The 25,386-nt window shown below is 60.4% G+C and carries 21 protein-coding genes; 17 read left to right on the forward strand and 4 right to left on the reverse strand.

Annotated elements, in window-relative coordinates; all coding sequences use genetic code 11:
• The first annotated feature begins 251 nt into the window (after window positions 1-251).
• From ACA074_RS17820 to ACA074_RS17875, 12 genes are all read left to right on the forward strand, one after another.
• Window positions 252-1,076, forward strand: coding sequence for an energy transducer TonB (locus ACA074_RS17820; RefSeq protein WP_497614798.1), 825 nt, complete (start codon window positions 252-254; stop codon window positions 1,074-1,076).
• A gap of 50 nt (window positions 1,077-1,126) precedes the next feature.
• A complete protein-coding gene (locus tag ACA074_RS17825) occupies window positions 1,127-1,834 on the forward strand; it encodes a MotA/TolQ/ExbB proton channel family protein (protein ID WP_401268383.1) in 708 nt (235 codons plus the stop codon).
• On the forward strand, window positions 1,834-2,235 hold the full coding sequence (locus ACA074_RS17830; RefSeq protein WP_007918272.1) for an ExbD/TolR family protein: 402 nt from the start codon (window positions 1,834-1,836) through the stop codon (window positions 2,233-2,235). The genes ACA074_RS17825 and ACA074_RS17830 overlap by 1 nt, the downstream gene beginning before the upstream one ends.
• A 207-nt stretch (window positions 2,236-2,442) precedes the next feature.
• Window positions 2,443-5,154, forward strand: coding sequence for a TonB-dependent receptor (locus ACA074_RS17835; protein WP_497677504.1), 2,712 nt, complete (start codon window positions 2,443-2,445; stop codon window positions 5,152-5,154).
• 227 nt (window positions 5,155-5,381) lie between these two features.
• Complete coding sequence (locus ACA074_RS17840) at window positions 5,382-7,247, forward strand: extracellular solute-binding protein (protein WP_497677505.1); 1,866 nt, start codon at window positions 5,382-5,384, stop codon at window positions 7,245-7,247.
• Window position 7,248: 1 nt separating this feature from the next.
• Entirely contained in the window at window positions 7,249-8,313 is a 1,065-nt protein-coding gene (locus ACA074_RS17845) for a microcin C ABC transporter permease YejB (protein WP_497657763.1), read from the forward strand.
• On the forward strand, window positions 8,313-9,335 hold the full coding sequence (locus ACA074_RS17850; protein ID WP_187677626.1) for an ABC transporter permease: 1,023 nt from the start codon (window positions 8,313-8,315) through the stop codon (window positions 9,333-9,335). Before ACA074_RS17845 ends, ACA074_RS17850 begins: the two co-directional genes overlap by 1 nt.
• A 1-nt stretch (window position 9,336) precedes the next feature.
• Entirely contained in the window at window positions 9,337-10,941 is a 1,605-nt protein-coding gene (locus ACA074_RS17855; RefSeq protein ID WP_497677506.1) for an ABC transporter ATP-binding protein, read from the forward strand.
• Window positions 10,942-11,145: 204 nt separating this feature from the next.
• Window positions 11,146-11,667, forward strand: a complete 522-nt coding sequence (locus ACA074_RS17860) for a DUF3455 domain-containing protein (RefSeq protein ID WP_489880335.1) — start codon at window positions 11,146-11,148, stop codon at window positions 11,665-11,667.
• Window positions 11,668-11,831: 164 nt separating this feature from the next.
• The gene (locus ACA074_RS17865) at window positions 11,832-12,368 is read left to right on the forward strand and encodes a sigma-70 family RNA polymerase sigma factor (RefSeq protein ID WP_489880336.1); all 537 of its coding nucleotides are present in this window, start codon (window positions 11,832-11,834) and stop codon (window positions 12,366-12,368) included.
• A complete protein-coding gene (locus tag ACA074_RS17870; protein WP_187677622.1) occupies window positions 12,365-13,060 on the forward strand; it encodes an anti-sigma factor in 696 nt (231 codons plus the stop codon). Before ACA074_RS17865 ends, ACA074_RS17870 begins: the two co-directional genes overlap by 4 nt.
• Window positions 13,061-13,192: 132 nt before the next feature.
• Window positions 13,193-13,711, forward strand: a complete 519-nt coding sequence (locus tag ACA074_RS17875; RefSeq protein WP_150694894.1) for a hypothetical protein — start codon at window positions 13,193-13,195, stop codon at window positions 13,709-13,711.
• 71 nt (window positions 13,712-13,782) lie between these two features.
• On the opposite strand, the gene ACA074_RS17880 is transcribed toward ACA074_RS17875, so the two are convergent.
• Window positions 13,783-14,874 carry a DUF1615 domain-containing protein gene (locus tag ACA074_RS17880; RefSeq protein WP_497677507.1) on the reverse strand — a complete coding sequence of 364 codons (1,092 nt, stop codon included), beginning with the start codon at window positions 14,872-14,874 and terminating at the stop codon, window positions 13,783-13,785.
• A 344-nt stretch (window positions 14,875-15,218) separates the two neighbouring features.
• On the opposite strand from ACA074_RS17880, the gene ACA074_RS17885 reads away from it, so the two are divergent.
• The 3 genes from ACA074_RS17885 to ACA074_RS17895 all read left to right on the forward strand — a co-directional run bounded on the left by ACA074_RS17885 (window position 15,219) and on the right by ACA074_RS17895 (window position 19,724).
• Complete coding sequence (locus tag ACA074_RS17885) at window positions 15,219-17,423, forward strand: TonB-dependent receptor (protein WP_497677508.1); 2,205 nt, start codon at window positions 15,219-15,221, stop codon at window positions 17,421-17,423.
• Between the two features lie 309 nt (window positions 17,424-17,732).
• Window positions 17,733-18,914: a Gfo/Idh/MocA family protein gene (locus ACA074_RS17890; protein ID WP_497677509.1), complete on the forward strand. Its 1,182-nt coding sequence runs from the start codon at window positions 17,733-17,735 to the stop codon at window positions 18,912-18,914.
• Window positions 18,915-18,956: 42 nt separating this feature from the next.
• A complete protein-coding gene (locus ACA074_RS17895; protein ID WP_497614815.1) occupies window positions 18,957-19,724 on the forward strand; it encodes an iron-containing alcohol dehydrogenase in 768 nt (255 codons plus the stop codon).
• A gap of 49 nt (window positions 19,725-19,773) precedes the next feature.
• Here the strand turns inward: ACA074_RS17895 and ACA074_RS17900 are convergent, their stop codons facing one another.
• From ACA074_RS17900 to ACA074_RS17910, 3 genes are all read right to left on the reverse strand, one after another.
• Window positions 19,774-20,397, reverse strand: a complete 624-nt coding sequence (locus tag ACA074_RS17900; RefSeq protein ID WP_497614817.1) for an NUDIX hydrolase — start codon at window positions 20,395-20,397, stop codon at window positions 19,774-19,776.
• 163 nt (window positions 20,398-20,560) lie between these two features.
• Window positions 20,561-21,769 (reverse strand): MFS transporter, encoded by a 1,209-nt coding sequence (locus ACA074_RS17905; protein WP_497677510.1) that lies wholly within the window; start codon window positions 21,767-21,769, stop codon window positions 20,561-20,563.
• Between the two features lie 8 nt (window positions 21,770-21,777).
• Window positions 21,778-22,695 carry an NAD-dependent epimerase/dehydratase family protein gene (locus ACA074_RS17910; protein WP_497614821.1) on the reverse strand — a complete coding sequence of 306 codons (918 nt, stop codon included), beginning with the start codon at window positions 22,693-22,695 and terminating at the stop codon, window positions 21,778-21,780.
• Window positions 22,696-22,893: 198 nt separating this feature from the next.
• Between ACA074_RS17910 and ACA074_RS17915 the strand changes: the two genes are divergently transcribed.
• Together ACA074_RS17915 and ACA074_RS17920 are read left to right on the forward strand one after the other, a co-directional pair.
• On the forward strand, window positions 22,894-23,769 hold the full coding sequence (locus ACA074_RS17915; RefSeq protein ID WP_497614823.1) for a LysR family transcriptional regulator: 876 nt from the start codon (window positions 22,894-22,896) through the stop codon (window positions 23,767-23,769).
• Between the two features lie 86 nt (window positions 23,770-23,855).
• The gene (locus tag ACA074_RS17920) at window positions 23,856-25,385 is read left to right on the forward strand and encodes an FAD-dependent oxidoreductase (protein ID WP_497677511.1); all 1,530 of its coding nucleotides are present in this window, start codon (window positions 23,856-23,858) and stop codon (window positions 25,383-25,385) included.
• The last annotated feature ends 1 nt before the right edge of the window (window position 25,386 follow it).

Raw genomic sequence — 25,386 nt, forward strand, 5'->3', positions numbered from 1 at the left:
TCTTTTGATCTCGATCTTAAAAGCAAAGATCGCAGCCTTCGGCAGCTCCTACATAGAACAACACCAGGGAATGGATGATGAACACTCGAAGTCGATGGCTCTAAGCCAGTAACGGCACACAAGCCTTATTCAATTGATAGTTTAACTATCGGCTTGCGCACACCTTAAAGAAAGTTGCACCCACCCACTCGAACATGACGCACATGTTCGGACGGCACCTTATTGCCCTTCATCAACCCGAGGGAGCTTTAATGAACGATGCGGTAAAGCACAAGACCCTGCCGGGGCCGTTACGGGAAGCGCCGCTCCCGCCGGTATCCGGCAGGCCGGCCTTTAAAGCCAATACCTCGCAGCCCGGCGGGTTGAACAAACAGCAAATGGTTCTGTTGATTGCCGTGTCGGCGCTGATACATGGCGGTGCGTGGTGGTTTTTTCAGCAGACCCGACCCGAGCCACTGCCCACGCCGCCGCAGATTCCGGAAATGACCGTCGAGCTGACCAGCCCGACGCCACCCGCACCGCCCACTCCGGAACCACCGCCGCCGCCACCGCCTCCACCGCCGCCCGAACCCGAGCAACCGGTGGAAGACGAGGACGCGGTCAAACCGCCACCCAAACCGGTGGAGAAGCCCAAGCCAATCGAAAAACCAAAACCGGTCGAAAAACCCAAACCGGTGAAAAAGGTCGAGCCGCCAAAAGCCCCGCCCGCTCCGGCACAACCGGCCGCTCCTGCGGCGCCAGCAAAACCGAGCGCGCCACCGGCACCTGCGGCTGCACCCGGCCCGGTGAAAGAGTCGGCAGCGATTTCCGGCCTCGCCAGCCTCGGCAACCCGCCGCCGGAATACCCGTCGCTGGCGCTGCGGCGTAACTGGGAAGGCAGCGTGGTGCTGCGCATTCAGGTGTTGGCCAACGGTCGCGCAGGTTCGGTGACGGTGACCAAGTCCAGCGGCAAGGCGCAACTGGACGAAGCTGCGGTCGCCGCCGTGAAGAACTGGAAGTTTATTCCGGCCAAGCGCGGTGACACGCCGATTGACGGCTTCGCCACCCAGACCATCGATTTCAAATTGCCGCAATAACGGCACAAACCACGAACTCACAACCGATTTAATGCAAGCGAGGTGTAGCCATGAACGATTCACTGTCTTCGATGATTGTCCCCGGTGTGCTTTGGGGCCTGGTGCTGTTTTCCGTGGTCAGTTGGGCGATCCTGCTGGTCAAGTCGGCGCAATACCTGCGCCAGAAAGCCCAGAACAAACAATTCAGCAAAGCCTTTTGGGGCGCGCCGGATCTGCTCACCGCCGCCGAACACGCCAGCCAATACCCAGGCTCACTGGCGCGCATCGCCAGCAGCGGTTTCGAAGCGCTGCTGGTGGAAGAATCGCCGCGCACCACGCAACAACTTGCGCACACCATCAACCGTTCCGATCGTCTGGAACGCAATCTGCGCCAGCAGATCCAGAAAGAACGCCGCTCGCTGGAAAACGGTCAGGCGATCCTCGCCAGTATCGGCAGCACCGCGCCGTTCATTGGCCTCTTCGGCACCGTCTGGGGAATCATGGAAGCGCTGCAAAGCATCGGCGAAACCGGCTCGGCCAGCCTTGAAGCGGTCGCCGGCCCCATCGGCCACGCGCTGATCGCCACCGGCGTGGGGATCGCCGTCGCGGTGCCGGCGGTGCTGATTTACAACTTCTTCCTGCGTCGTCTGAAACTCGCTTCGGCGGACATGGATGACTTCGCCCACGACTTCGACGCCCTCGCCTCGCGCAGTGCGTTTTCCATCAGCCGTCAGGCCATTGCCAGCAAAACCACGGCCGCCGTGCGGGAGGCCAGCTGATGTCTTTCTCCACTCAAGACAGCGATGAAGTACTCAGCGAAATGAACGTCACGCCACTGGTGGACGTGATGCTTGTGCTGCTGGTGGTGTTCATTGTCACCGCGCCGCTGATGACCAATGCAATCAAAGTGAACTTGCCGAAAACCGACGCCGTCGCCCCCGCCGAAAAGAAAGACCCGGTGGTGGTCAGCGTTGACCAGGACGGCAAGTTCTATCTGGCCAAGACCGAACTGGCACCGGAATCACTGGAGGCCAGCCTCAAGGAGGTCAAGGCCAAGGACGCAGAAGTACGCGTCCAGTTGCAGGCCGACTCCGCCGTCAATTACGGCCAGGTGGCCAAAGCCATGGCGTCTATCGAACGCTCAGGCATCACCAAGATATCGGTGATGACCACCCACTGAGTGCGGTGCCGGGCGCGCATTGAGAAACACGCCCGGCACCGCTGAAGCATCCCGTCGCAATCAGCCGACCGAAAAAACGCACGGCGTCTTCGGAGGGGATCGGCTTGCTTGAAGAAAGTGGTTTTCCGCACGCGGTATCACCGAAAGCGGAGCAATGAGGGGCTCACAAGGCCAATTCGATAACGTCTAACAAAGTCGGAAACAACCATGCTGATGAACACTCCACGCTTCACGCTCAAACCATTGGTGGCCACGATTTCTCGCCATCGTTTTGTTCCGCTGTATCTGGTGGCCATGGGGATGGGCGCCGGGACCGTGCAAGCGGCGGAGGACGATAATGCTGGCGTCCCGGCCGCCGCCGCAGTGGTTGCGCCGACCACGCAACTGCAACGGGTGGAAGTGACCGGTTCGGCGATTCGCCGGGTCGATGCGGAGACGGCGGTGCCGATCACCATTCTCAAGGCCGATGAACTGCGCAAACAGGGCGTGACCACCACCGCCGAGCTGGTGCAACGCATCACCGGCAGCCAGTCGATCAACAACAGTGCAGGCTCGGTCGGCGCGGCCACGGGTGGCGCATCGTTCGCCGACATGCGCGGTATCGGCGCGAACAAGACGCTGGTGTTGCTCAACGGTCGACGGCTGGCCAACAACGCCTTGTCGGGTACCAACTCGGCCGGCGGCGCGGTGGATCTGAACATGATCCCGTTTGCCGCCATCGAGCGTGTGGAAGTGCTGCGTGACGGCGCATCGGCGCTGTACGGCACCGACGCCATCGGCGGCGTGATCAACTTCATCACCAAGAAATCCCTGACTGACGGCCAGCTCACCCTCGGCGGCGAAACCCCGACCCACAGCGGCGGCGGTGCGACCAAGGACATGAGCGCCAGTTGGGGTTACGGCGATCTGGAAGAAGACCGCTTCAACGTGCTCGGCGTGTTCAACTACAACAAACAGCAGAACCTCGACGCCAACGACCGCTCCTTCGCCACCGACTACGCGCCCGGTCGCGGCCTCGACCAGACCTCCGGCACTGCATTCCCTGGCAACTACAGCCAGAACGGCAACGCCACCAACCCGCTGGCCAACAGCAATTGCAACGGCCCCAACCTGGTCGCCCGTGATGGCCTGTGCCGCTTCAGCACCCGCGAATACATCGACCTGGTGCCACAAACCGAGAAGACTTCGTTCTTCGGCAAGACCACCGGCAAACTGGGCGACGATCACAACGTCAACCTCGAATACTTCTGGTCACGCAACAACAACGCCACGTCCATCGGCCCTGCTCCGCTCACCGGTCTGAGCCTGGATTCCTCGTCGCCCTACTACCCCGGCAACGGCATCACCCCGGCGCCGACCGATTTCGCCCTCGACCCGACGCAACCGGTCGACGTCAACTGGCGCGAAACGGCAGCAGGCCCGCGTGAATCGAAAGACCAGAACACCAGCCAGCGCTTCCTGCTGAGTTTCGACGGCCTGGTTGGCGGCTGGGATTACAACGTCGGCGCCTCGTACAACCAGAACAAAATCGTCTCCAGCGTCACCAGCGGTTATGTCAGCGATCAGGCGATGATCGATGGTCTGGCCAGCGGCTTGCTCAATCCGTTCGGCCCGCAGTCGGCCGCTGGTCAGCAGTACATCGACGCCGCCGCCTACCACGGCGCCTACTCCACGGCTGTCGGCCGGGTCGCCGGATTTGACGGGCGCATCAGCCGCGAAATCGGCGACTGGTTCGGTGCCGGCCCTTCCGGTCTGGCACTGGGTGGCGAGTACCGCAAAGAGAAATTCCACCAGGACTTCGAGCAGTTTGCCGGTGACATCCAGAGCCTCGGTATCGACCCGGCCGGCAGCGTCGAAGGCGACCGCAGCGTGAAAGCCGCGTATGCCGAGATCAACGTGCCGGTGCTCGACAGTCTCGAATTGTCTGCCGCCGTGCGCCACGACAAATACAGCGACTTCGGCAGCACCACCAACCCGAAATACTCGTTCCGTTATCAGCCGCTCAAAGAGCTCGTGGTGCGTGGTGCGTACAGCGAAGGTTTCCGTGCGCCGTCGCTCTACGAACTGTATTCACCGCGCAGCATCACGTTCACCCAGGGTTACTACAACGACCCGGCGCTGTGTACCGGCGGTGTGGTGCAACCGGGCGGCAACGGCGGGCGTGATTGCGGTCAGCAGTTCCTGAACCAGATTGGCGGCAACGAGGATCTGGCCCCGGAGAAGGCGCGCAACGTGACACTGGGCTTTGTTTATCAGCCGATCAGCAACCTGTCGGTGGGTCTGGATTTCTGGTGGATTCACATCTCCAACCAGATCCAGCCATTCCCGGAATCCACCGTCTTTGATCAGGCCGGCAGCTACCCGGATCGCTTCGTGCGCAACGCCGATGGCACGCTCAACTACATCGTCACCGGTAACGCCAACCTCGGCATCGTCGAAACCAACGGTGTCGACGTGTCGCTCGACTATCGCTTCCCGAACACGCCGTACGGTCAGTTCGGTCTCGGGCTGCAAGGCACCTACGTGGACGAGTACGACTTCCAGAGCACCATCAAAGGCCCGTTCACCGACAAGGTCGGCGACTTTCAAGGTGACGGCGTGATCGCTCGCTGGAAGCACAACCTGACCGGCAGCTGGACCTTCGGCGCGGCGCGGGCGGCGCTGACCAACCGCTTCACCACCGGTTACAACGACTACGACCGCGATACCCATGCGCGCGCGGCGTCGTATTCGGTGTGGGACCTGTCGGCCGGTTACACCTTCAACAAGGTGCTGGATGTCGATGCCGGGATGAAGAACGTGTTCGACCGCAACCCACCGTTCTCCAACCAGGCCTACAACTTCCAGAGCGGCTATGACCCGCGCTACACCGATCCGCTGGGCCGCACGCTGTTTGCGCGGATGACTTATCACTTCTAACCCCAGGGCTGGATACACCCCTTGTGTGAGTGAGCTTTTGTGGTGAGGGGATTCATCCCCGATGGGGTGCGAGGCGCCCCCAAAACCTGCAACTGCGGATGACCAGAACAACCGCATGCAATGGCTTTGCGACTGCTTCGCAGCCGGTCGGGGATAAATCCCCTCACCACAGGTTTACCTCCACATTTTCGTGCGTGACCTTCCTAGGGATTCAGTGGAGTGACTTCATGAAATTCATGCGCAACATGGCTGCGCTGCTTTTTGGCAGTGCACTGCTGTGCAATGCCGCCCATGCGCTGGCCGTCGGCACTTACGCAATGACGGTGTACGGCGAGGCGCCGAAATACCCGGCGGATTTCCAGCATTTCGATTTCGTCGATCCCAAGGCGCCCAAGGGCGGTTCGCTCAGCCGTGCGTCGATGGAGATCGGTCAGTACAACTACATCGCGCCCTATGCCGATCAAGGCATTTCCGTGGTGCAGGTCAATGACTGGGTGTATTCGCCGCTGGCGTTCCGTTCGCTGGATGAGCCCTACACCGTCTACGGCCTGGTCGCCCAGCAGATGGAGCGCGATCCCGAAGGCCTCTGGGTGCGTTTCACCCTCAACCCCAAGGCCCGCTTCGCCGACGGCACGCCGATCACTGCCGAAGACGTGCGCTACACCTTCAACCTGCTGATGACCAAGGGCAGCCTGAGCTATCGCCAGCAATACGCCGACGTGCAGGACGCGTTGATCGAGAGTCCGCAACAGATTCGCTTCACCTTCAAGAACAACCTCAACCGCACCTTGGCGCTGGATCTGGCGACGATGCGCGTGGTGCCAGAGCACTGGTGGAAGACGCGCGACTTCGCCAACGGTGGCGGTTTCGAGCCGCCGCTGGGCAGCGGCCCGTATCGCGTAAGCAAGGTCGATGCCGGGCGCAGCATCAGTTTCCAGCGTGATCCGGACTGGTGGGGCAAAGACCTGCCGGTCAGCCGCGGCATGTACAACTTCGACAACCTGACGATCAATTTCTACGGCGACACCGACGTCGCTCGCCAGCTATTGCAGGCCGGCGCATTCGACTACAACCGCGAATTTTCTTCTTCCGGCTATGTGGTGGGTTACGACAGCCCGGCACTGCGTGACGGTCGCTTGCAGCAGTCGATCCTCGCACCGGAAAAACCCACCGCCGCTCAGGGTTTCGTGTTCAACCTGCAGAACCCGATCTTCCAGGATCGTCGCGTGCGTCAGGCGATCAGCCTGTTGTGGGATTTCGAGTGGACCAACAAGCAGATGATGCGCGGCTTCTACGTGCGGCAGAACAGCTTCTGGCCGAAGAGTGAAATGGCCGCGACCGCCCTGCCCGACGCCGAGGAGTTGAAGATCCTCGAACCGCTGCGCGGGCAGATCCCCGACGAAGTGTTCACCACGGTTTATCAGGCACCCAAAACCGATGGCAGCGGCTACATCCGCGACAAGCAACTGCAAGCGTTGAAGCTGCTGGCCGAGGCTGGGTGGACGGCGAAAAACAATCGGCTGGTCAACGCGGCCGGCGAACCGTTGGAGTTCACATTTCTCGACGGTCAGGGCGGGTTCGACCGCATGCTGCTGCCGTTCAAACGCACCCTCGCGCAGATCGGCATCACCCTCAATTTGCGCCGCATCGACTCGGCGCAATACGTCAACCGGCTCAACGCCCGGGACTACGACATGATCGTCACCAGTTTCCCACGCAGTGGCGATCCGATCGTCTCCCCCGGCCGCGAGCTGTACAGCCTTTACGCCTCGCAAAGTGCCACGCAAATCGGCAGTTCCAATTCGATGGTGTTGGCCAACCCGGCCGTGGATCAACTGATCGACGGCCTCGTCCAGGCCAATACCCGCGACGCCATGGTGCATTACGCCCGCGCCCTCGACCGGGTGCTGCAATGGGGTTACTACATGATTCCCAACTACTACTCCAAAGGCACGCCGACGGTGTACCAGAACCGTTTCGGCATGCCGGCGCAGCAGCCGCTGTACAACGAAGGTCTGGAAACCTGGTGGGAGGTTTCGGCCAAGCCGTTGACCACACAACAGATGAACGCCCAGCTCGCGGGGGGCCAGTGACATGCTGCGTTATCTGAGTCGACGCTTGCTGCTGATCATCCCGACGCTGTTGTGCATTCTGGTGGTCAATTTCCTTATCGTGCAGGCCGCGCCGGGTGGCCCGGTGGAACAAGCCATCGCCCGCCTGCAGGGCTTTGGCGGGCACAGCATGGGCGGTGGTGGCGAGGTCGCCGCGATTGGCGGCGCCGGGCGCAGCAGCCGTGGCCTCGACCCGGCGCTGATCGAGGAAATCAAACACCACTACGGTTTCGACAAACCCCTGCACGAACGCCTGTGGCTGATGCTGAAAAACTACGCGCAACTGGATCTGGGCAGCAGTTTCTTTCGTGGCGCCAAGGTCACTGACTTGATCGCGCAGAAGCTGCCGGTGTCGTTGTCGCTTGGGCTGTGGGCGACGCTGATCACTTACCTGATCTCGATTCCGCTGGGCATTCGCAAGGCCATCAAGAACGGCAGCGCCTTCGACGTCTGGAGCAGCACGGCGATCATCATCGGCTACGCGATGCCGGCGTTTCTCTTTGCAATCCTGCTGATCGTGGTGTTCGCCGGCGGCAGTTACGTCAACTGGTTTCCGGTGCAGGGCCTGGTGTCGGACAACTTCGACAGCCTCAGCACCTTGGGCAAGGTCGGCGACTACCTCTGGCATTTGGTACTGCCAGTGACGGCGCTGGTGATCGGCGGTTTCGCCACGCTGACCATCCTGACCAAAAACAGCTTTCTCAACGAGATCAGCCGTCAGTACGTGATCACCGCGCGGGCCAAAGGGTTGACTGAGCGCCGCGTGCTCTACGGCCATGTGTTTCGCAACGCCATGCTGCTGGTGGTAGCCGGTGTGCCGTCGGCGCTGATCGAGGTGTTTTTCGCCGGTTCCCTGTTGATCGAAACCATCTTCAACCTCGACGGCCTCGGCCGCATGAGCTACGAAGCGGCAGTGTCGCGCGACTACCCGGTGGTGTTCGGCGCGCTGTTTCTGTTCACCCTGTTCGGCCTGTTGATCAAGCTGATCGGCGACCTTTGCTACACCCTGCTCGACCCGCGCATCGACTTCTCGGCGAGGACTGCCTGATGTTCACACTTTCTCCTCTGGGTCAGCGCCGTGTCGCTCAGTTCAAAGCCAACCGGCGCGGGCGCTGGTCGCTGTGGCTGTTCATCGGCCTGTGCCTGATTTGCCTCGGCGGCGAGTTGATCGCCAATGACAAGCCGCTGGTGATCCGCTACCACAACGCCTTGTATTTCCCGATCCTCAGCGATTACCTGGAAACCGATTTCGGCGGCGAGTTGCCGTTCCAGCCGGATTACGCCAGCAACTATGTGCACAAACTCATCGAGGATCAGGGCGGCTGGATGCTGTTTCCGCCGATCCCGTTCAGTTACGACACGGTCAATTACGACCTCGCCGAACCGGCGCCGAGTCCACCCTCCTCCAGCAATTGGCTGGGCACCGACGATCAGGCGCGGGACGTCTTGGCGCGAGTGATATTCGGCACGCGGATTTCGATTCTGTTTGCGCTGATCCTCACCGGTATCAGTGCGCTAATCGGCATCGTTGCCGGGGCGTTGCAGGGCTATTACGGCGGTTGGGTTGATCTGCTCGGGCAACGGGTGCTGGAGATCTGGTCGGGGTTGCCGGTGCTGTATCTGCTGATCATTTTGTCCGGTTTCGTCTCGCCGAGTTTCTGGTGGTTGCTGGGGATCATGGCGTTGTTTTCGTGGCTGGCGCTGGTCGACGTGGTGCGTGCCGAGTTCTTGCGTGGGCGCAATCTGGAATACGTCAAAGCCGCGCGGGCCTTGGGCCTGACCGACAGCGAGCTGATGCGCCGGCACATCCTGCCCAACGCGATGACCTCCACCCTCACCTACCTGCCGTTCATTCTGACCGGCGCCATCGCCACCCTCACCGCGCTGGACTTTCTCGGTTTCGGCATGCCCGCCGGCACCGCGTCGCTGGGCGAGTTGATCGGCCAGGCCAAGCGCAATCTGCAAGCGCCGTGGCTGGGGCTGACGGCGTTTTTTGCCTTGGCGCTGATTCTGTCGTTGTTGGTTTTCATCGGTGAAGCCTGCCGTGATGCCTTTGATCCGAGGAGCTGACATGAAAGACCATTTGATCGAGATCCGCGACCTGCGTGTCGCTTTCGCCGGGCAGGAAGTGGTGCACGGTCTGAACCTCGATATCCGCCGCGGCGAGTGCCTGGCGCTGGTGGGTGAATCCGGTTCGGGCAAGTCGGTGACGGCGCATTCGATCTTGCGTTTGTTGCCCGGCAAAACCGTCAGCAGCAGTGGCTCGATTCGCTACAACGGGGTCGACTTGCTGCACGCCAGTGAACAGCAAATGCGTGGTTTGCGCGGCAACCGGATTGCGATGATTTTCCAGGAGCCGATGACTTCACTGAACCCGCTGCACACGGTGGAAAAACAGGTCAGCGAGGTGCTGGAGATTCACAAGGGGCTCAAGGGTCGAGCGGCCCGTGCGCGTACCTTGGAGCTGCTGGAACTGGTGGGCATTCGCCAACCCTTGCAGCGTTTGAAAGCCTATCCCCATCAACTCTCCGGCGGCCAGCGGCAACGGGTGATGATCGCCATGGCACTGGCCAACGAGCCGAAGCTGCTGATCGCCGACGAGCCGACCACGGCGCTGGACGTGACCGTGCAGCAGAAGATTCTTGAGCTGTTGATCGAGTTGCAGCAGCGGCTGGGCATGTCGTTGCTGCTGATCAGCCACGACCTCAATCTGGTGCGCCGCATCGCCCAGCGGGTGTGCGTGATGCGCCACGGCGAGATCGTCGAGCAGGCCGATTGCGAAGCATTGTTTCGCGCGCCGCAGCATCCTTATAGCCGCTTGCTGATCGAGGCAGAACCCAGCGGCGCGCCGGTGCCGAGCTTGTATGAGCACAACTTGCTGGAAGTCGATGACCTGAAGGTGTGGTTCCCGTTGCCCAAGGCTTTGTTCAGTCGGCAGCAGGAGTACATCAAAGCGGTGGATGGCGTGAGCTTCAGCCTGCAACGGGGCAAGACATTGGGCATTGTCGGGGAGTCAGGTTCGGGCAAGTCGACGCTGGGTCAGGCAATCCTGCGGCTGGTGGAATCGGAGGGCAATATCCGTTTCGGCAACAAGCAACTGAGTCTGCTTAATCAGCGTTTGATGCGGCCGTTGCGGCGGCAGATTCAAGTGGTGTTTCAGGACCCGTTCGGCAGCCTCAGCCCACGGATGTCGGTGCAGCAGATCATCGCCGAGGGTTTGCTGACCCACGGCATCGGTACCGAGACCGAGCGTGAGGCAGCGGTGATTCGGGTGCTCGAAGAAGTCGGGCTGGATCCGCAAAGTCGTCATCGATATCCCCATGAGTTCTCCGGCGGCCAGCGTCAGCGCATTTCCATCGCCCGCGCATTGGTGCTGGAACCGGCGCTGATTCTGCTCGATGAACCGACCTCGGCGCTGGATCGCACGGTGCAAAAGCAAGTGGTGGAGTTGTTGCGGCAATTGCAGATCAAGCATGGGCTGACGTATTTGTTCATCAGCCACGATCTGGCGGTGGTGCATGCCCTGGCCCACGACTTGATGGTGATCAAGGATGGCAAGGTCGTGGAACAGGGCTCGTCGCGCAAGATCTTTGCGGCGCCGCAGCATCCGTATACGCAAGAACTCCTGAAAGCTTCCGGGTTGGTGGTTTCCCGCCCAATCGCCGAACTTGTGTAGGAGCTGCCGCAGGCTGCGATCTTTTGATCTTGTTGTTTAAAGAATCAAAGTCAAAAGATCGCAGCCTGCGGCAGCTCCTACAGGGAATTTGTGGTGTTTGAAAAATATTTTTCAGGCACTGCATCCAATCGGCTCCGCCATGGGTAGTCCCTGTAACAGCCCTCCTTGGCTGCCAGCGATCTACCCTTTTCGGAGAAAACACTGATGAACGCCACACAGCTGATTTGCTTCACCGGTTTGCTCGCAGCCTCCTCGGCAACGTTCGCCCAAAGCAGTTACCCCGACACCATCAAAGTCCCGGACGGCCACAAGATCGCTCTGGAAACCACCGGGGTCGGCGAGATCACCTACGAATGCCGCGACAAGCCCAATATGGCCGGGCAGACCGAGTGGACCTTCGTCGGTCCCAAAGCGGTGCTCAATGATCGCAGCGGCAAGAAGGTCGGCAACTACTTCGGCCCACCAGCCACCTGGCAGGCCGAGGACGGTTCGAAAGTCACCGGCACGCAACTGGCGGTAGCGCCGTCGAGCCCGGGCAACCTGCCCTATCAACTGGTCAAGGCCAACCCTGCAGAAGGCAAAGGCGCGATGACCGGCGTGAGCTACATCCAGCGTGTCGCGCTCAAGGGCGGCGTGGCGCCGAGCAGTGAATGCACAGCGGCGAACAAGGGTAAGCAGGAAGTGGTGAAGTATCAGGCGGATTACATTTTCTGGGCGGCGAACTGACTTTCAGCGCCCACACAAATTCCCTGTAGGAGTGAGCCTGCTCGCGATGGCGGTGTGTCAGCCAATATCTGCTCCATTGACACACCGCCATCGCGAGCAGGCTCACTCCTACAAGGGAATCGTGTGGCCTGGATGTTTGGGGAATGTGAGCTAGATTGCACTGCATGTCCTTACCCGAAACTGAATTCGATTACGAAGCCCGTCTCGCTGCCTGTGCCCGCGGCGAGCGGTCGGCCCTGCGCGATTTGTATGTGCAGGAAGGCCCGCGCCTGCTCGGCGTGGCCAAACGGCTGGTGCGCGACACGGCACTGGCGGAGGACATTGTCCATGAGGCCTTCATCAAGATCTGGAACGGCGCGGCAGGGTTTGATCCGGCGCGAGGTTCGGCGCGTGGCTGGATGTTCACCGTGACCCGGCACCTGGCGTTGAACCTGCTGCGTAATCAGGCTCGGGAAACACCGTTCAGCGAAGATCATGAAATGCCCACGCACGACGATGACGGCTTCGATTCCCAGGCGCATTCGGCGCGCATTCACCGCTGCCTGGAACAACTCGATCCTCAACGCCGGAGCTGCATCATTCATGCGTATGTCGACGGCTACAGCCATGCGCAGATTTCCGCGCGCCTCGACACGCCGCTGGGCACCGTCAAAGCGTGGATCAAACGCAGCCTCAACGCCTTGCGGGAGTGCATGGGATGACCACTGAATCGGAACGCGATGAGCTGGCCAGCGAATATGTGCTCGGCACGCTCTCGGCTGAAGATCGCGCCGACGTTCAACGGCGCCTGCCGACTGATCCTGAGCTGCGTGCTGCGGTGGATGTCTGGGAACGACGCCTGCTGGACCTCACCGACCTCGCCGAGCCGCAACAGCCATCCCCCCTGTTGTGGCCGCGAATTGAGCGCAGTGTCGAACGACTTACGCAAAAAGTATCCAGCCCGGCGCAAACCTCCTGGTGGAATCTGCTGCCGCTGTGGCGCGGTTTGAGTGCTGCCGGGTTAGCCGCAACGTTGATATTGGGTTCAATCCTGCTGACCCAGACCACACCGAAGCCGAGTTATCTGGTGGTGCTGGTCGCGCCGCAGGACAAGGCCCCGGGCTGGGTAATTCAGGCCAGCAACTCACATGAGATTCAATTGATACCGCTAGGCGTGGTCGAGGTGCCGGCAGACAAGGCGCTGGAATTCTGGACCAAGGCCGATGGCTGGCAAGGGCCTGTGTCGCTGGGGCTGGTCAAGCCCGGGCAAGCGCTGAAGGTTGAATTGGATAAGTTGCCGCCACTGCAACCCAATCAGTTGTTCGAGCTGACGCTGGAAGGCGCCAATGGCTCGCCGATCGGCAAACCGACCGGGCCGATTCAGGCCATCGGGCGCGCTGTGAAGGTGCTGTGAGGCTCTAAGCTGCGGGCTCTGGCAATCATCAGCGGCGTCGATGTTCACAATCACAGCAATGAAGTTCTCATAAAAAATCTCCGGCGTAACATCTGCTCCATACCAACCAATAACACCCCGGAGCACACCATCATGAAACGCCAAACTCTTCTCAGCATCGCTTTCTCGGTTTTCGCAGTTAACGCTTTTGCCGCTACTCCAGCACACACGATGATCGCCGCCGATGGCTCGGACCGTCTGTACCAGAACGCCGTTGCTGCTGACGGTTCGGATCGCCTGCAAGGCAACACCGTCGCTGCCGATGGCTCGGATCGTCTGCAAGGCAACACCGTCGCGGCTGATGGTTCGGATCGTCTGCAAGGCAACACCGTCGCTGCCGATGGCTCGGATCGCCTGCAAGGCAACACCGTCGCTGCCGATGGCTCGGATCGTCTGCAAGGCAACACCGTCGCTGCCGATGGCTCGGATCGCCTTCAAGGCAACACCGTCGCTGCCGATGGCTCGGATCGTCTGCAAGGCAACACCGTCGCTGCCGATGGCTCGGATCGTCTGCAAGGCAACACCGTCGCTGCCGATGGCTCGGATCGTCTGCAAGGCAACACCGTCGCTGAAGGTGGTGCCGATCGCCTGAACGAACTGCGCAACGCTTGAATGAATGGCGTCATCGCAACAACCCAGAAAAACCCGGCTCCCCTCAGCCGGGTTTTTTATGCCTGCAACAATCAGCCACCCTTGGCCATGCAGCGTTTGTAGCGTTCATCCACGCGTTTGGCGAACCACGCGGTGGTCAGTTTTCGGGTGATTTTCGGACTCTGCAGCACGATCCCCGGCAGCACCGCACGCGGCAATGACTTGCCTTCGGCCTTCTCCGCCAACTCGAATACCCGTTGATAGAGTTTGGTCTCTTCGAATTCCAGGGTTTTGCCCTTCTCCAGTTGATCGCGAATGGTCGGATTGCGCATGCCCAACGACTTGCCGAGGGTGCGTACCGCCAGTTCCGTGCCGCCGGGCATGATCGAATCGTAGCGAATCAAGTCGCCGTCCAGCGCCAGCGGGATACCCGACGCGCGACTGACCGCGTTCTGGAACGCCGCGTTGCGGCTGGCGTACCAACCGGCGTTGAAGTCGGCGAAACGATAGAGCGGCTCGCGGTAACTCACCGGGTAACCGAGCAGATGCGCGATGCCGAAATACATCCCACCACGACGGCTGAACACCTCGCGGCGGATGGTGCCGTCGACCGGGTACGGATAATCCTTGGCGTGCTGTTCGGCAAACTCGATGCTGACCTGCATCGGTCCGCCGGTATGCACAGGATTGAAGCCGCCGAACAGTGTGCGCCCCATCGGCACCCTGCCGATGAAGTCATCAAAAATCGCACTCAACTCCTTTTCGCTGCGCGCGCTGCTCAGGCGTTCGCTGTAGCTCTTGCCGTTGGTCGAACGCACTTGCAGGGCGCCGCTGACCAACAGGCTGGGGATATGGACTTTGGCGGCGCGGCGGTCGATTTCATCGCGAGCGATTTTGCCCAGACCGGGCACGGTGGGGTCGGCCTGAAAGGTGGATTCCTGTTCGGCCACGGCCAGCACCGAACACAGATTCTGTGTGGTCGGGCTGATGCCTTGTGCAACGAACGCGGCGTAGATATCGGTGGCCCAGCCTTGGCGATCGGCAGTTTTGGCGGGCATCAGGCGCACGATCTCGGCCTTCACTTCAGCCGGTGGGCGCGGGGCGGGTTCGCCGCCGCGCTGGCTGGCGCAACCGGCCAGTACGAGCATTGCGGCGAGGGTGATCAGTAATCGAGGGGTGTGCATGTTGCTCCATCCAGTCCGTTGAGCCGGGTTCACCATACGATCAATGGTATTCCACAAGCCAGACCCACACTGACCCTGTGGCGAGGGGATTTATCCCCGATGGGGCGCGAAGCGGCCCTGCTTTTTTACTGAAAAGGGGACTGCTGCGCAGCCCATCGGGGATAAATCCCCTCACCACGGGGGGTAAAATGCCCATCGGCCTAGCGCCTTCAAGAGGTGATGACAAACTGATTGCAAAACGTTACTGAGAAAACCTATCATTTGCACCTGGAGTCGCATTTGCGCAAGGAGTTCCGCGCCGTCTTAACCTTTTCTCACCGGCCGTGCGCCTCCAGGTACGAAACATGCCCGCTTCAGCCCGACTTGCCGTCCCGTTCCGCCCGACGCTTCTCGCCCTGCTGTGCTCCCTGACTGTCACTGCCCATGCCGCTGAAGAAGACGGCAAAGAACTGCTGCTGGACAACGTCAACATCAACGCCCAGGCCCCAGCGCCAAACGCCTTGCCACCGGTTTATTCCGGTGGTCAGGTCGCTCGTGGCGGCCAGTTGGGCGTGCTGGGTAATCAGGACATGATGGACGTACCCTTCAGTGCCGCGTCCTACACCGAGCAACTGATTCAGGACCAGCAAGCCGAAAACGTCGCTGACGTGCTGCTCAATGATTCGTCGGTGCGCCAGGCGTCCGGCTTTTCCAACCAGTCGCAAGTCTTCATGATCCGTGGCCTGCCGCTGAACGGCGACGACATTTCCTATAACGGCCTGTACGGCGTACTGCCACGGCAGATCATTTCCACCGACGCCCTTGAGCGCGTGGAAGTGTTCAAAGGCCCCAACGCCTTCATCAACGGCGTGACCCCGACCGGCTCCGGCATCGGTGGCGGCGTCAACCTGCAGCCAAAGCGCGCCGGCGACGTGCCGCTGCGCCGCTACACCACCGACATCAACAGCGAAGGCCGCATCGGTCATCACTTCGACATCGGCCAGCGTTTCGGTGAAGACAACCGCTTCGGCGCACGGATCAACCTGTCACAGCGCGAAGGCGATACCGGCATTGATCATGAGAACCAGCGTTCGAAACTGTTTGCCATCGGCCTCGACTATCGCGGCGATGCGCTACGAATTTCCGGCGACTTCGCCTATCAGAAAGAGCGCGTCAACGGTGGCCGCAACTCGGTCAACCTCGGCACCGCCACGCACATTCCGGATGCGCCATCAGCCGACACCAACTACGCGCCGAAATGGGGCTACACCGACATCGAAGACACCTTCGGCATGCTCCGCGCCGAGTACGACCTGAACGACAACTGGACCGCCTACGCCGCTGGCGGCGCCAAGCACACTCGTGAAGTCGGGCGCTATAACTCGACCACGCTGGTCGGCAATAACGGTGCATCGTTCACCACCGGCTCGTTCATTCCCCACGATGAAGACAACACCAGTGTGATGGCCGGCCTTAACGGTAAATTCAACACCGGCCCGGTCAGCCACAAGCTCAATTTCGGCCTGACCGGCATCTGGGCCGAACAGCGCAGCGCCTATGATTTTGACTTGACCAAGTACGCCAACAACATCTACCACCCGGTGCAAACCCCGTCGCCGGTCGGCAACTTTTCCGGTGGCGACCTGAATGACCCGGGCATCGTCGGCAAGACTTTCAATCGCAGCCTCGCGATCTCCGACACTCTCGGTTTCTTCGATGATCGCCTGCTGATCACCGCCGGCCTGCGTCGTCAGCAATTGGTCGTGCAAGGTTACGGTTACGCCAGCTATGGCAGCGGCCCGCGCTCTTCGAGCTACGACGAGTCGATCACCACGCCGGTGTACGGCATCGTATTCAAGCCGTGGGAGCACGTTTCGTTCTACGCCAACCACATCGAAGGCCTGGCCCAGGGCCCGACTTCGCCGACCAGCTCCGGTGGCTTTCGCGTGACCAACGGCAACGAAGTCTATGCACCCGCCCGCTCCAAGCAGACCGAGGCCGGGGTGAAAGTCGACATGGGCACTTACGGCGCGAGCCTGGGTGTGTACCGCATCGAGCAGCCGAGCGACGGCTACTGTGAAATCGACAGCACCACCACGTGCACCTACGTTCGTGAAGGCGAGCAGATCAACAAAGGCGTGGAAATGAACGTGTTCGGCGAGCCGATCAACGGGCTGCGCCTGATCAGCGGCCTGACCCTCATGGACACCGAACTGAAGAACACCCTGAACGGTGCCAACGACGGCAACCGTGCCATCGGCGTGCCGACCTTCCAGTTCAACGCCGGCGTGGATTGGGATGTACCCGGCCTGCAAGGCGTCGCGCTGAATGCGCGGATGCTGCGCACCGGCGGTCAATACGCCGACGCGGCAAACAACCTCAGCCTGCCAACCTGGAACCGCTTCGACGCGGGCGCACGTTATGCCTTCAAGGTCTCGGAAAAAGACGTGACCCTGCGTCTGGGCGTGGAGAACCTGGCGAACAAGAAGTACTGGGAATCGGCTCAGGGCGGTTATCTGACTCAGGGTGAACCGCGAGTGGCGAAGTTGTCGGGCACCATCGACTTCTAAAGCTGCCCTGCAACATGAAAAGGTCCCGCCGTTTAACGACTGCGGGGCCTTTTTTTCGTGTGCGCAACATTCCAGCCGTGTGAAACCCGCCCCCCCGCCCAAGCGTCCTCAGCCGATGGGTAACGTTGCCAGTTGCTCGCATCGCATGATCAATGGTTTTTTTTGCTAAAGCCCTAAAAAACTCTTGACCTTCACACCGCTGTCAAGGGTGGTATGGCCCCGCCTGAGAACAAAGGAATGGGGTCAGCGCAGGAGCGTCCGTCCTTTTTTCAGGCATCCAGACAAGAAGTCCAATGGGAGCCAGAAACAATGCAAGCAGCAAAGCCTTTTCGTGTGGGGATGATTGGCGCCGGTTACATGGCGAAGCTGCACAGCCTGTCGATGAACAATCTGGCTGGTTACACCGAAGACCTCGCCGATCGTTTCGATCTGGCACGGATCGTCGACACCGATGCCGGCGCCGCAGAACGCGAAGCCTCGCGCTGGGGATGGCAGGAACACGGCACCGACTGGAAGAGCGTGACCCGCGATCCTTCGATCGATGTGGTGGATGTGGCCACTCCCAACGATTCTCATCATGAAATTTGTCTCGACGCGTTCGCTCACGGCAAACACGTGATTTGCGAAAAACCGCTGTCGGTCAACAGCCACTTTGCCGCTGAAATGGCACGGGCAGCACACGCCTCCGGTCGGGTGCACATGGTCAACTTCACCTACCGCGCCTGGCCAGCGATTGCGCAGGCACGCGCCCTGATCAAAAGCGGCGCACTGGGCCAGATTCGTCATTTCGAAGGGCACTTTTTCCAGGATCACAATAACGATCCGACCATTCCCCTGCACTGGCGCTTCAAAAAGGGCCCGGCCGGTGCCGGAGCACTGGGTGATGTCGGCGCGCACATCATCGACCTCGCGCGGTTTCTGGTTGGCGAAGTGGACAGCGTGGTTGCCACCACTCAGCGCTTCATCGAAAAACGCCCACTGCCCAACTACCGCAGTCAACAGGGTCAGGTTGAAGTAGATGACCTGGCGGCGGCAATGGTGCGGTTCGACAACGGCGCCACCGGCACTATCAAGGCCAGTTGGGCCCTGCCCGGCTTCAAGAATGACGTGTTCTTTGTCGTGGTCGGCGACAAGGGCGCCGTGCGGTTCAGTTGGGAGCGCAGCAACGAACTGCAATTTTTCGACGGCGCCGATGCCCAGGCCATTTCCGGTTATCGGACGATCCCGCTGGGCCGCGCTCATCCCGGTGCCGAGCTGTTCTGGTTCCCGGCGCTGGGCGGCGATCTGGGTGTCGGGGTCACGGCGCAGGGCATGGGCTACGGCGATGCATTCACTCTCAGTTTCCGCCACTTCATCAACGCGCTTAAGACCGGCGAGTCGCCGGCACCGAATTTCGTCGACGGCCTGCGCTGCTGCGAAATCATCGATGCGATTCTGGCTTCGGCCGAAGAAGAACGCTGGGTAAAGGTTCACCGCACGATTATCGACTGATCACACCCTGCCCTCATTTCGACCCTATTCGAGTAAAAAGTTATGGATAACTTGAACAACCAAGCCACGCCACAGCGTCGTCTGCACATAGCCAGTCCGCTGCCCAAATGCTCTGACCTGACCTGGCGCATGCACGCCCGGCAAGAGGTCAACTACAGCGTGTCGTTGAACACCGGCCTGCTCAAGCACACCAACGCAACCCTCGCTTATGGTTGCGGGGCCAACGGCGTGCAACCCGTACGCCGGCTGGTGGTCATCGACGTGCGGGTCAACGAGTTGTATGGCGAGGAATTTCGCGCCTACTTCGAGGCATGGAAGATTCAGGTCGTGTGGAAGGTCATGTCCGGCGATGAAGCCTTCAAGACCATGGATCACGCTATCGAGGTCGCGCAGGCCATGGCCGCGGCCAATCTGTTACGGCGCAATGAAGTGGTGATCGGCATCGGCGGTGGAGTGCTGCTGGACGTCGTGGGGTTCGCTTCAAGCCTGTATCGACGGGGCATTCCTTACATCCGCATTCCGACCACGCTGATGGGCCAGATAGACGCGGGGATCGGTATCAAGACCGGGGTCAATCACGACGATTACAAAAACCGTCTCGGTACTTACTACGCTCCGTCTTCGGCGTTCATCGATCCGTACTTCCTGCAAACCATGGATCAGCGCCACATCTCCAACGGCGTAGCAGAAATCATCAAAATGGCGCTGATCAAGGACCGTGATCTGTTTGAACTGCTGGAAGAGATGTCGTCGAATCTGACGCCAAAAGCCTTCGCCTCAAATGACCCACGGATCAAGGAAATCATGTAACGCAGCATGCGTGGGCTGACACCTGATTTTTTCGACAGCTCGTTGATCTTCATTGCGGCATCCTTGCTTGCTTTTGACTGAGAGCCGACGGGATTGCCGTGGCGGGCCCGTTGATCGCCGCCGACTGACAGACACTGAGCAGAATCGGGACGAGCGACAAGCCGTCCGTCATGCTGCCCTCGGCGATCATCTGAAAAATCTCTTCGATCGAAAACCAATGCACCTGCAGCACCTCGTTTGTGTCGAAGTGCTCGCTAACGCGCTGCACGTCCTGCGCCTCGAAGATCTCAAAGCGTTGGTCGCTGCAACCATAGGTGGGGTGAAAGGCAATCAGCGGCTGCCAATTGCGGGCGACGTATCCGGTTTCTTCAAGCAACTCGCGCTGGGCGGCCTGAAGTACGGTTTCACCGGCGTCGACACCACCTGAAGGCAAGCCCCAGACGCACTGACCGGTGAGCATTCGGTACTGCCGGATCAGCAGGATCCGCCCCTCGTGCCGGGCCAGAATGCCCACGGCCGGACGTTCATGATGAACGCCAAAGTAGTCAATGGCCTGGCCATCATGTAACTGGACGGCGTGCCTGATCACGGAAAACCAGGGGTTCTCATGCTCTACAGCCTGTCCCGTTACCCGCCACTGTGCCGACGGGTTGTGTTTCGATTCATCGTCCATTGATGAGTTTCCCTGGGTTTTGCATGCGAAAGCGTGCCACCGGGCACTGCGCAGCGGCGCTACATTAATGCCATGCGAGGACACTAGCAATATGCCGGCAATGACCGTCCTTGAGCCTTTTACCCGGACCAGGAATCGCAAGCGATTCCTGGTGATTCGAGGCTCAAACAGTGGCTGGCGAATAACTCAACAAGCGCCGGTCGCGACTCAGGAACATACCCAGCACCATCACCAGCGTGATCACGGAAATGCCCGCCGCCACCAGGGTGATCGAATTCAGCGGCATGCCCGCATCAATCACTCGGCCACCGATCCAGGCACCCATCGCGTTACCCAGGTTGAACGCGCCGACGTTCAAGGTCGACGCGTAGTTGGCCGACTCCCCCGCCACGCGGATGATCATCGCTTGCAGGAGCATGCCGACCGAGAACGACAGACAACCCCACACCGCCATATTGATCACGGCCGGATAAACGAAGTGGCTGGTCCAGAAGAAGCTCACCAGCGCTGCAATCAATGCCAGCAAGGTCAGCACCAGCGAGCGGGTCAGGCTCCAGTCCGCCAGGCGACCACCAAGCAACCCGCCGATGGTGATGCCGACACCGCAGACCAGCAGCGCGACATTGGCGAACTTGGGCTCGACATGGGTGACGTCTTGCAGGATCGGCACGATGTAGGTGAAGAACGCGAACATGCTGGCCGAAGCCATCACGCTGGTCATCAGGCCCAACCAGATGATCGGGCGCTTCATCCCTTCCAGATTGGCGCGCGTCTGTTGCTTGTTGGCACCCGCACGCGCAGGCACCAGGTACCAGACCATAAACAACGAAATCAGACCGAGCGCGACCACACCCAAAAACGTGGTACGCCAGCCGTAGACCTGACCCACCAGCGAACCCACCGGCACACCCAGCACGTTGGCCAGCGTCATGCCCGTGAACATCAGCGTCATCGCCCGGCCTTCCTTGCCCGGCGGGGCGATACGCGACGCAAGCACCGCAGCCATGCCGATGAACGATGCGTGACTGAACGCGGTAAATATCCGGGCCACAATCAACGAGGTGAAGTCCGGCGCGATCATGCAGGCGACGTTGCCGATGGTGAAGATCGCCATCAGGATCAGCAGCGCGCGTTTTTCTTCCATCTTGCCGACCAGCATCGCCAACAGCGGGCCACCGACCACCACGCCCATGGCGTAACCCGAGACCAGATAACCGGCCGAGGGAATCGAAACCCCGAGGTCCGCTGACACTTGCGGCAGCAGGCCCATGATGATGAATTCGGCGGTGCCGATGGCAAAAGCGGCGATGGCCAGAGCGAACAGCGGCCAACTCATCACGCGCTCATCTTTGTTGCGCAGGTTTGCATTCATGGCGACGCTCATTGCGCAACTCCCACTCTGTGACTGTCACGAATCCACGAAAGAACATCGGAGTGTTTTGGCTCCCAGCCAAAATCCCGGGCTTTCTGGCCGCAGACCCGAATGTTCGAGCCCAGACCGTATTCGGCTTCTTCCGGGTCGTGAGCGCAGCATTCACTCAAGATGTATTCCATCGACACCGATTGCGTGCGACCGCCGAAACCGAGCTTTTCGCTGATGACCTGCGCCAGGTCCTTCATCGATACTTCACCATTTTCAGCGAACAGGTACGCCCCGCTTTCAGCCTTGTCGAGCATCAGCAGCGACAGGCTCACCAAATCATCGATGTGTACGAACGCCGTGCGGTTTTCACCGGTGCCGACGTAGATGCCGACTCCGTGTTCGAACGCCAGACGCGTCAACAGCGGAATCTGGATCGAATCCTTGTGCAGCCCGCGCCCTTCACCGAACACCATCGTCGGGCACACCACCAGGGTGCGCAGGCCTTGCTGGCCGGCCATGCGGATCGCGTTATCAATAGCCACCCGGCCTACCTTTTCCAGGCGTGGACGCGGCTGCGATAGCTCTGTCCATTGTTGGTCGGAACCCGCCCCCTCGGCACGATCACCGATGACGCTGGTGCCGCTGTAATGAATCAGGGTCTTGCTGGTGCCGCGCAAACTCTGCAACAGCGTAGAGACCACGTAAGCGTTGTCGGAGTTGGCCGCGTTGACGATCAGATCCGCCGCGAGTGCCTGCTTCTTGATGATTTCGGTGTCATACAGCGTCCCCAATACCGGAATGATCCCCAGTCGGCCGACCTCTTTGGCCTGATGTGCCGAACGCACCAGGCCAGACACTTGATATCCACGGTCGATCAACGCCATGGCCATCGACCCACCGATGTAACCGGTAACGCCCGTCACAAATGCTTTCAAAATGGCGACTCCTGTCGTCCTGAACCAGAAAAAATCATGTTCATCCATGAACGGTGCGCGTCCCTGATGCGCTGCCTTGCTGTCGCAGACCGATCAACATTGCAGGCGCTGTGAAGGTTAATGGCATAGGCATTGCGGAAAAAGTAGGTTACCGTTCCGGTCTGTCCGGTCACTGATGTCCGCAATCAAGGAAGTGTCATGCTCGAATCCGTTACCGCGTTTTCCGTGTTTGTGCAAGTCGCCGAGTTACGCAGCTTTGTCGCCGCTGGCAGAGCGTTGGGTGTCTCGGCGTCAGCGATCGGCAAACGCATCTCGCGGTTGGAGGAAAGCCTCGGTGTGCAGCTGTTTCAGCGCAGTACCCGGAGCATCGCTCTGACGCCGGAAGGTGAAAAACTGTTGGAGCGCAGCCGGCGGATTCTTGATGAAATCGAGGAAATCCAGACCGAGCTGAGCAGCGCCGCCGACCTGCCCCGAGGTCGTCTGAAGATCAGTCTGGCGCCAATCAGTGACGTGTTTCTCGATCATCTGGCGCATTTCAACGAGCGCTACCCCGAGATCGAGCTGGAACTGGACTACGCCGAGCGCAACGTTGACATCATCCAGGAAGGATTCGACGCGGCCATCCGCGTCGGCGAGGTGGCCGACAACAACCTGCGGGCACACCCGATGGGCCACTTTCGTCGCTTGATCGTCGCCTCCCCGACTTATCTGGAGCGGCACGGCACGCCTACCCGACCGGAACAATTACCTGAACACAAACTGCTGCACTATCGCTCGCCCAACTCCGGCAAGGTCGAGCCATGGCCGCTCAACGATTGCGGCGAGCTGTACTTGCCCACTTCAATTGTCTGCAACGACATCAATACCCGCATCGATTTTGCCCTCAAAGGCCTGGGCATCGCCTGCCTGCCGGACATCTCGATCCGCAAACCGCTGGCTGACGGCCGGCTGACCCCCATGTTGCTGGCGCACTCGGCCAATGCCACGCCGATTCACGCGCTCTGGCCGCATGCGCACCAGTACACCTCGCGCCAAAAAGCCTTTATCGATTTCATCAAGACCGTCGATTTCTGAGCAACACTGCACTGGCGTCAGCAGCTGCGATGGGCTTCACTTAAACCTCATCCTTTGCACCCTGCCCTGCGCGGAAAGTGGCCATCATGAACCGCAGCGACGTCCTGATCATCGGCGCCGGCCCCACCGGACTCGTTCTGGCCCTGTGGCTGAGCAAACTGGGCGTTCAGGTGCGCATCATCGACAAGACTTCTGCCCCCGGCACCACCTCCCGGGCATTGGCGGTGCAGGCGCGAACCCTGGAGCTGTATCGGCAACTGGATCTGGCCGAGACCATCGTGCGCAACGGCCATCGCGTGGCGGCAGCAAACTTCTGGGTCAACGGCAAACCCGTCGCGCAATTGCCGCTCAACCGCATCGGCGAAGGCCTGACGCCTTACTCTTTCGTCGAAATCTTCCCGCAGGATGAGCATGAACGGCTATTGATCGAACGCCTCGAAGACTATGGCGTCCGCGTCGAACGCAATACGTTGCTGGAGAGTTTCGCGGAAACCGGTGACGGCCTCACCGCGCATTTGCGTCTGCCCGATGGCGAGCAGGAAATCTGCCAGGCCTGTTACCTGGCTGGTTGCGATGGCGCGCGATCGGTGGTGCGTAAAAACCTCGACACCGAATTCCCCGGCGGGACCTATCAGCAGATTTTCTACGTGGCAGATGTGCAGGCCAGCGGCCCGGCGCTCAATGGCGAGTTGCATCTGGATCTGGACGAAGCGGACTTTCTCGCGGTGTTCCCACTGGCGGGCGAAGGCCGTGCACGACTGATCGGCACCGTGCGCGACGAACGCGCGGATCGCGTCGAAACCCTGGAATTCTCTGACGTCAGCAGCCGCGCCATCGAGCACCTGAAAGTCCATATCGAAGACGTGAACTGGTTCTCGACCTATCGCGTGCATCACCGCGTGGCTGAGCATTTTCGCAGTGGCCGCGCTTTTTTGCTCGGCGACGCGGCGCACGTGCACAGCCCGGCGGGCGGCCAGGGCATGAACACCGGTATCGGTGACGCGATCAATCTGGCGTGGAAACTCGCCGCCGTGCTCAGCGGCGCTGCCGAGGCCAGACTGCTCGACACTTACGAAACCGAGCGCATCGCGTTTGCCCGGCGACTGGTCTCGACCACCGACAAAGTCTTCAGCTTCGTCACCGCTGAGGGGCGCATGGCCGATCTGCTGCGCATGCGGCTTGCACCGTTTCTGATCCCGAAAATGGCTTCGTTCGAGGCCAGTCGCGAATTTCTCTTTCGCACTGTCTCGCAGGTCACTCTCAACTATCGCGGCATGCCGCTCAGCCAAGGCACGGCCGGCCACGTCCACGGCGGCGATCGCTTGCCGTGGGCGCATGACGGTGAAGGGGATAATTATGAGCCGCTACGCCAACCGTGCTGGCAGGTGCATGTGTACGGCGACACCAGCGACGAGATGATCGCCTGGTGCGTTGAGCATCATTTGCCGCTGCATGTGTTCGACTGGCGCCCGGCGTTTGAAACGGCGGGATTGGGGCGCAACGGCTTTTATCTGTTGCGCCCGGATACCTATGTGGCGATTGCCGATAACAGCGCCGATCCGAAAGTCATAGAACGCTACTTCCGCGATCACGGCATCAGGCCATTCCTCCCCTGAC

Source organism: Pseudomonas sp. LBUM1655 (assembly GCF_059716085.1).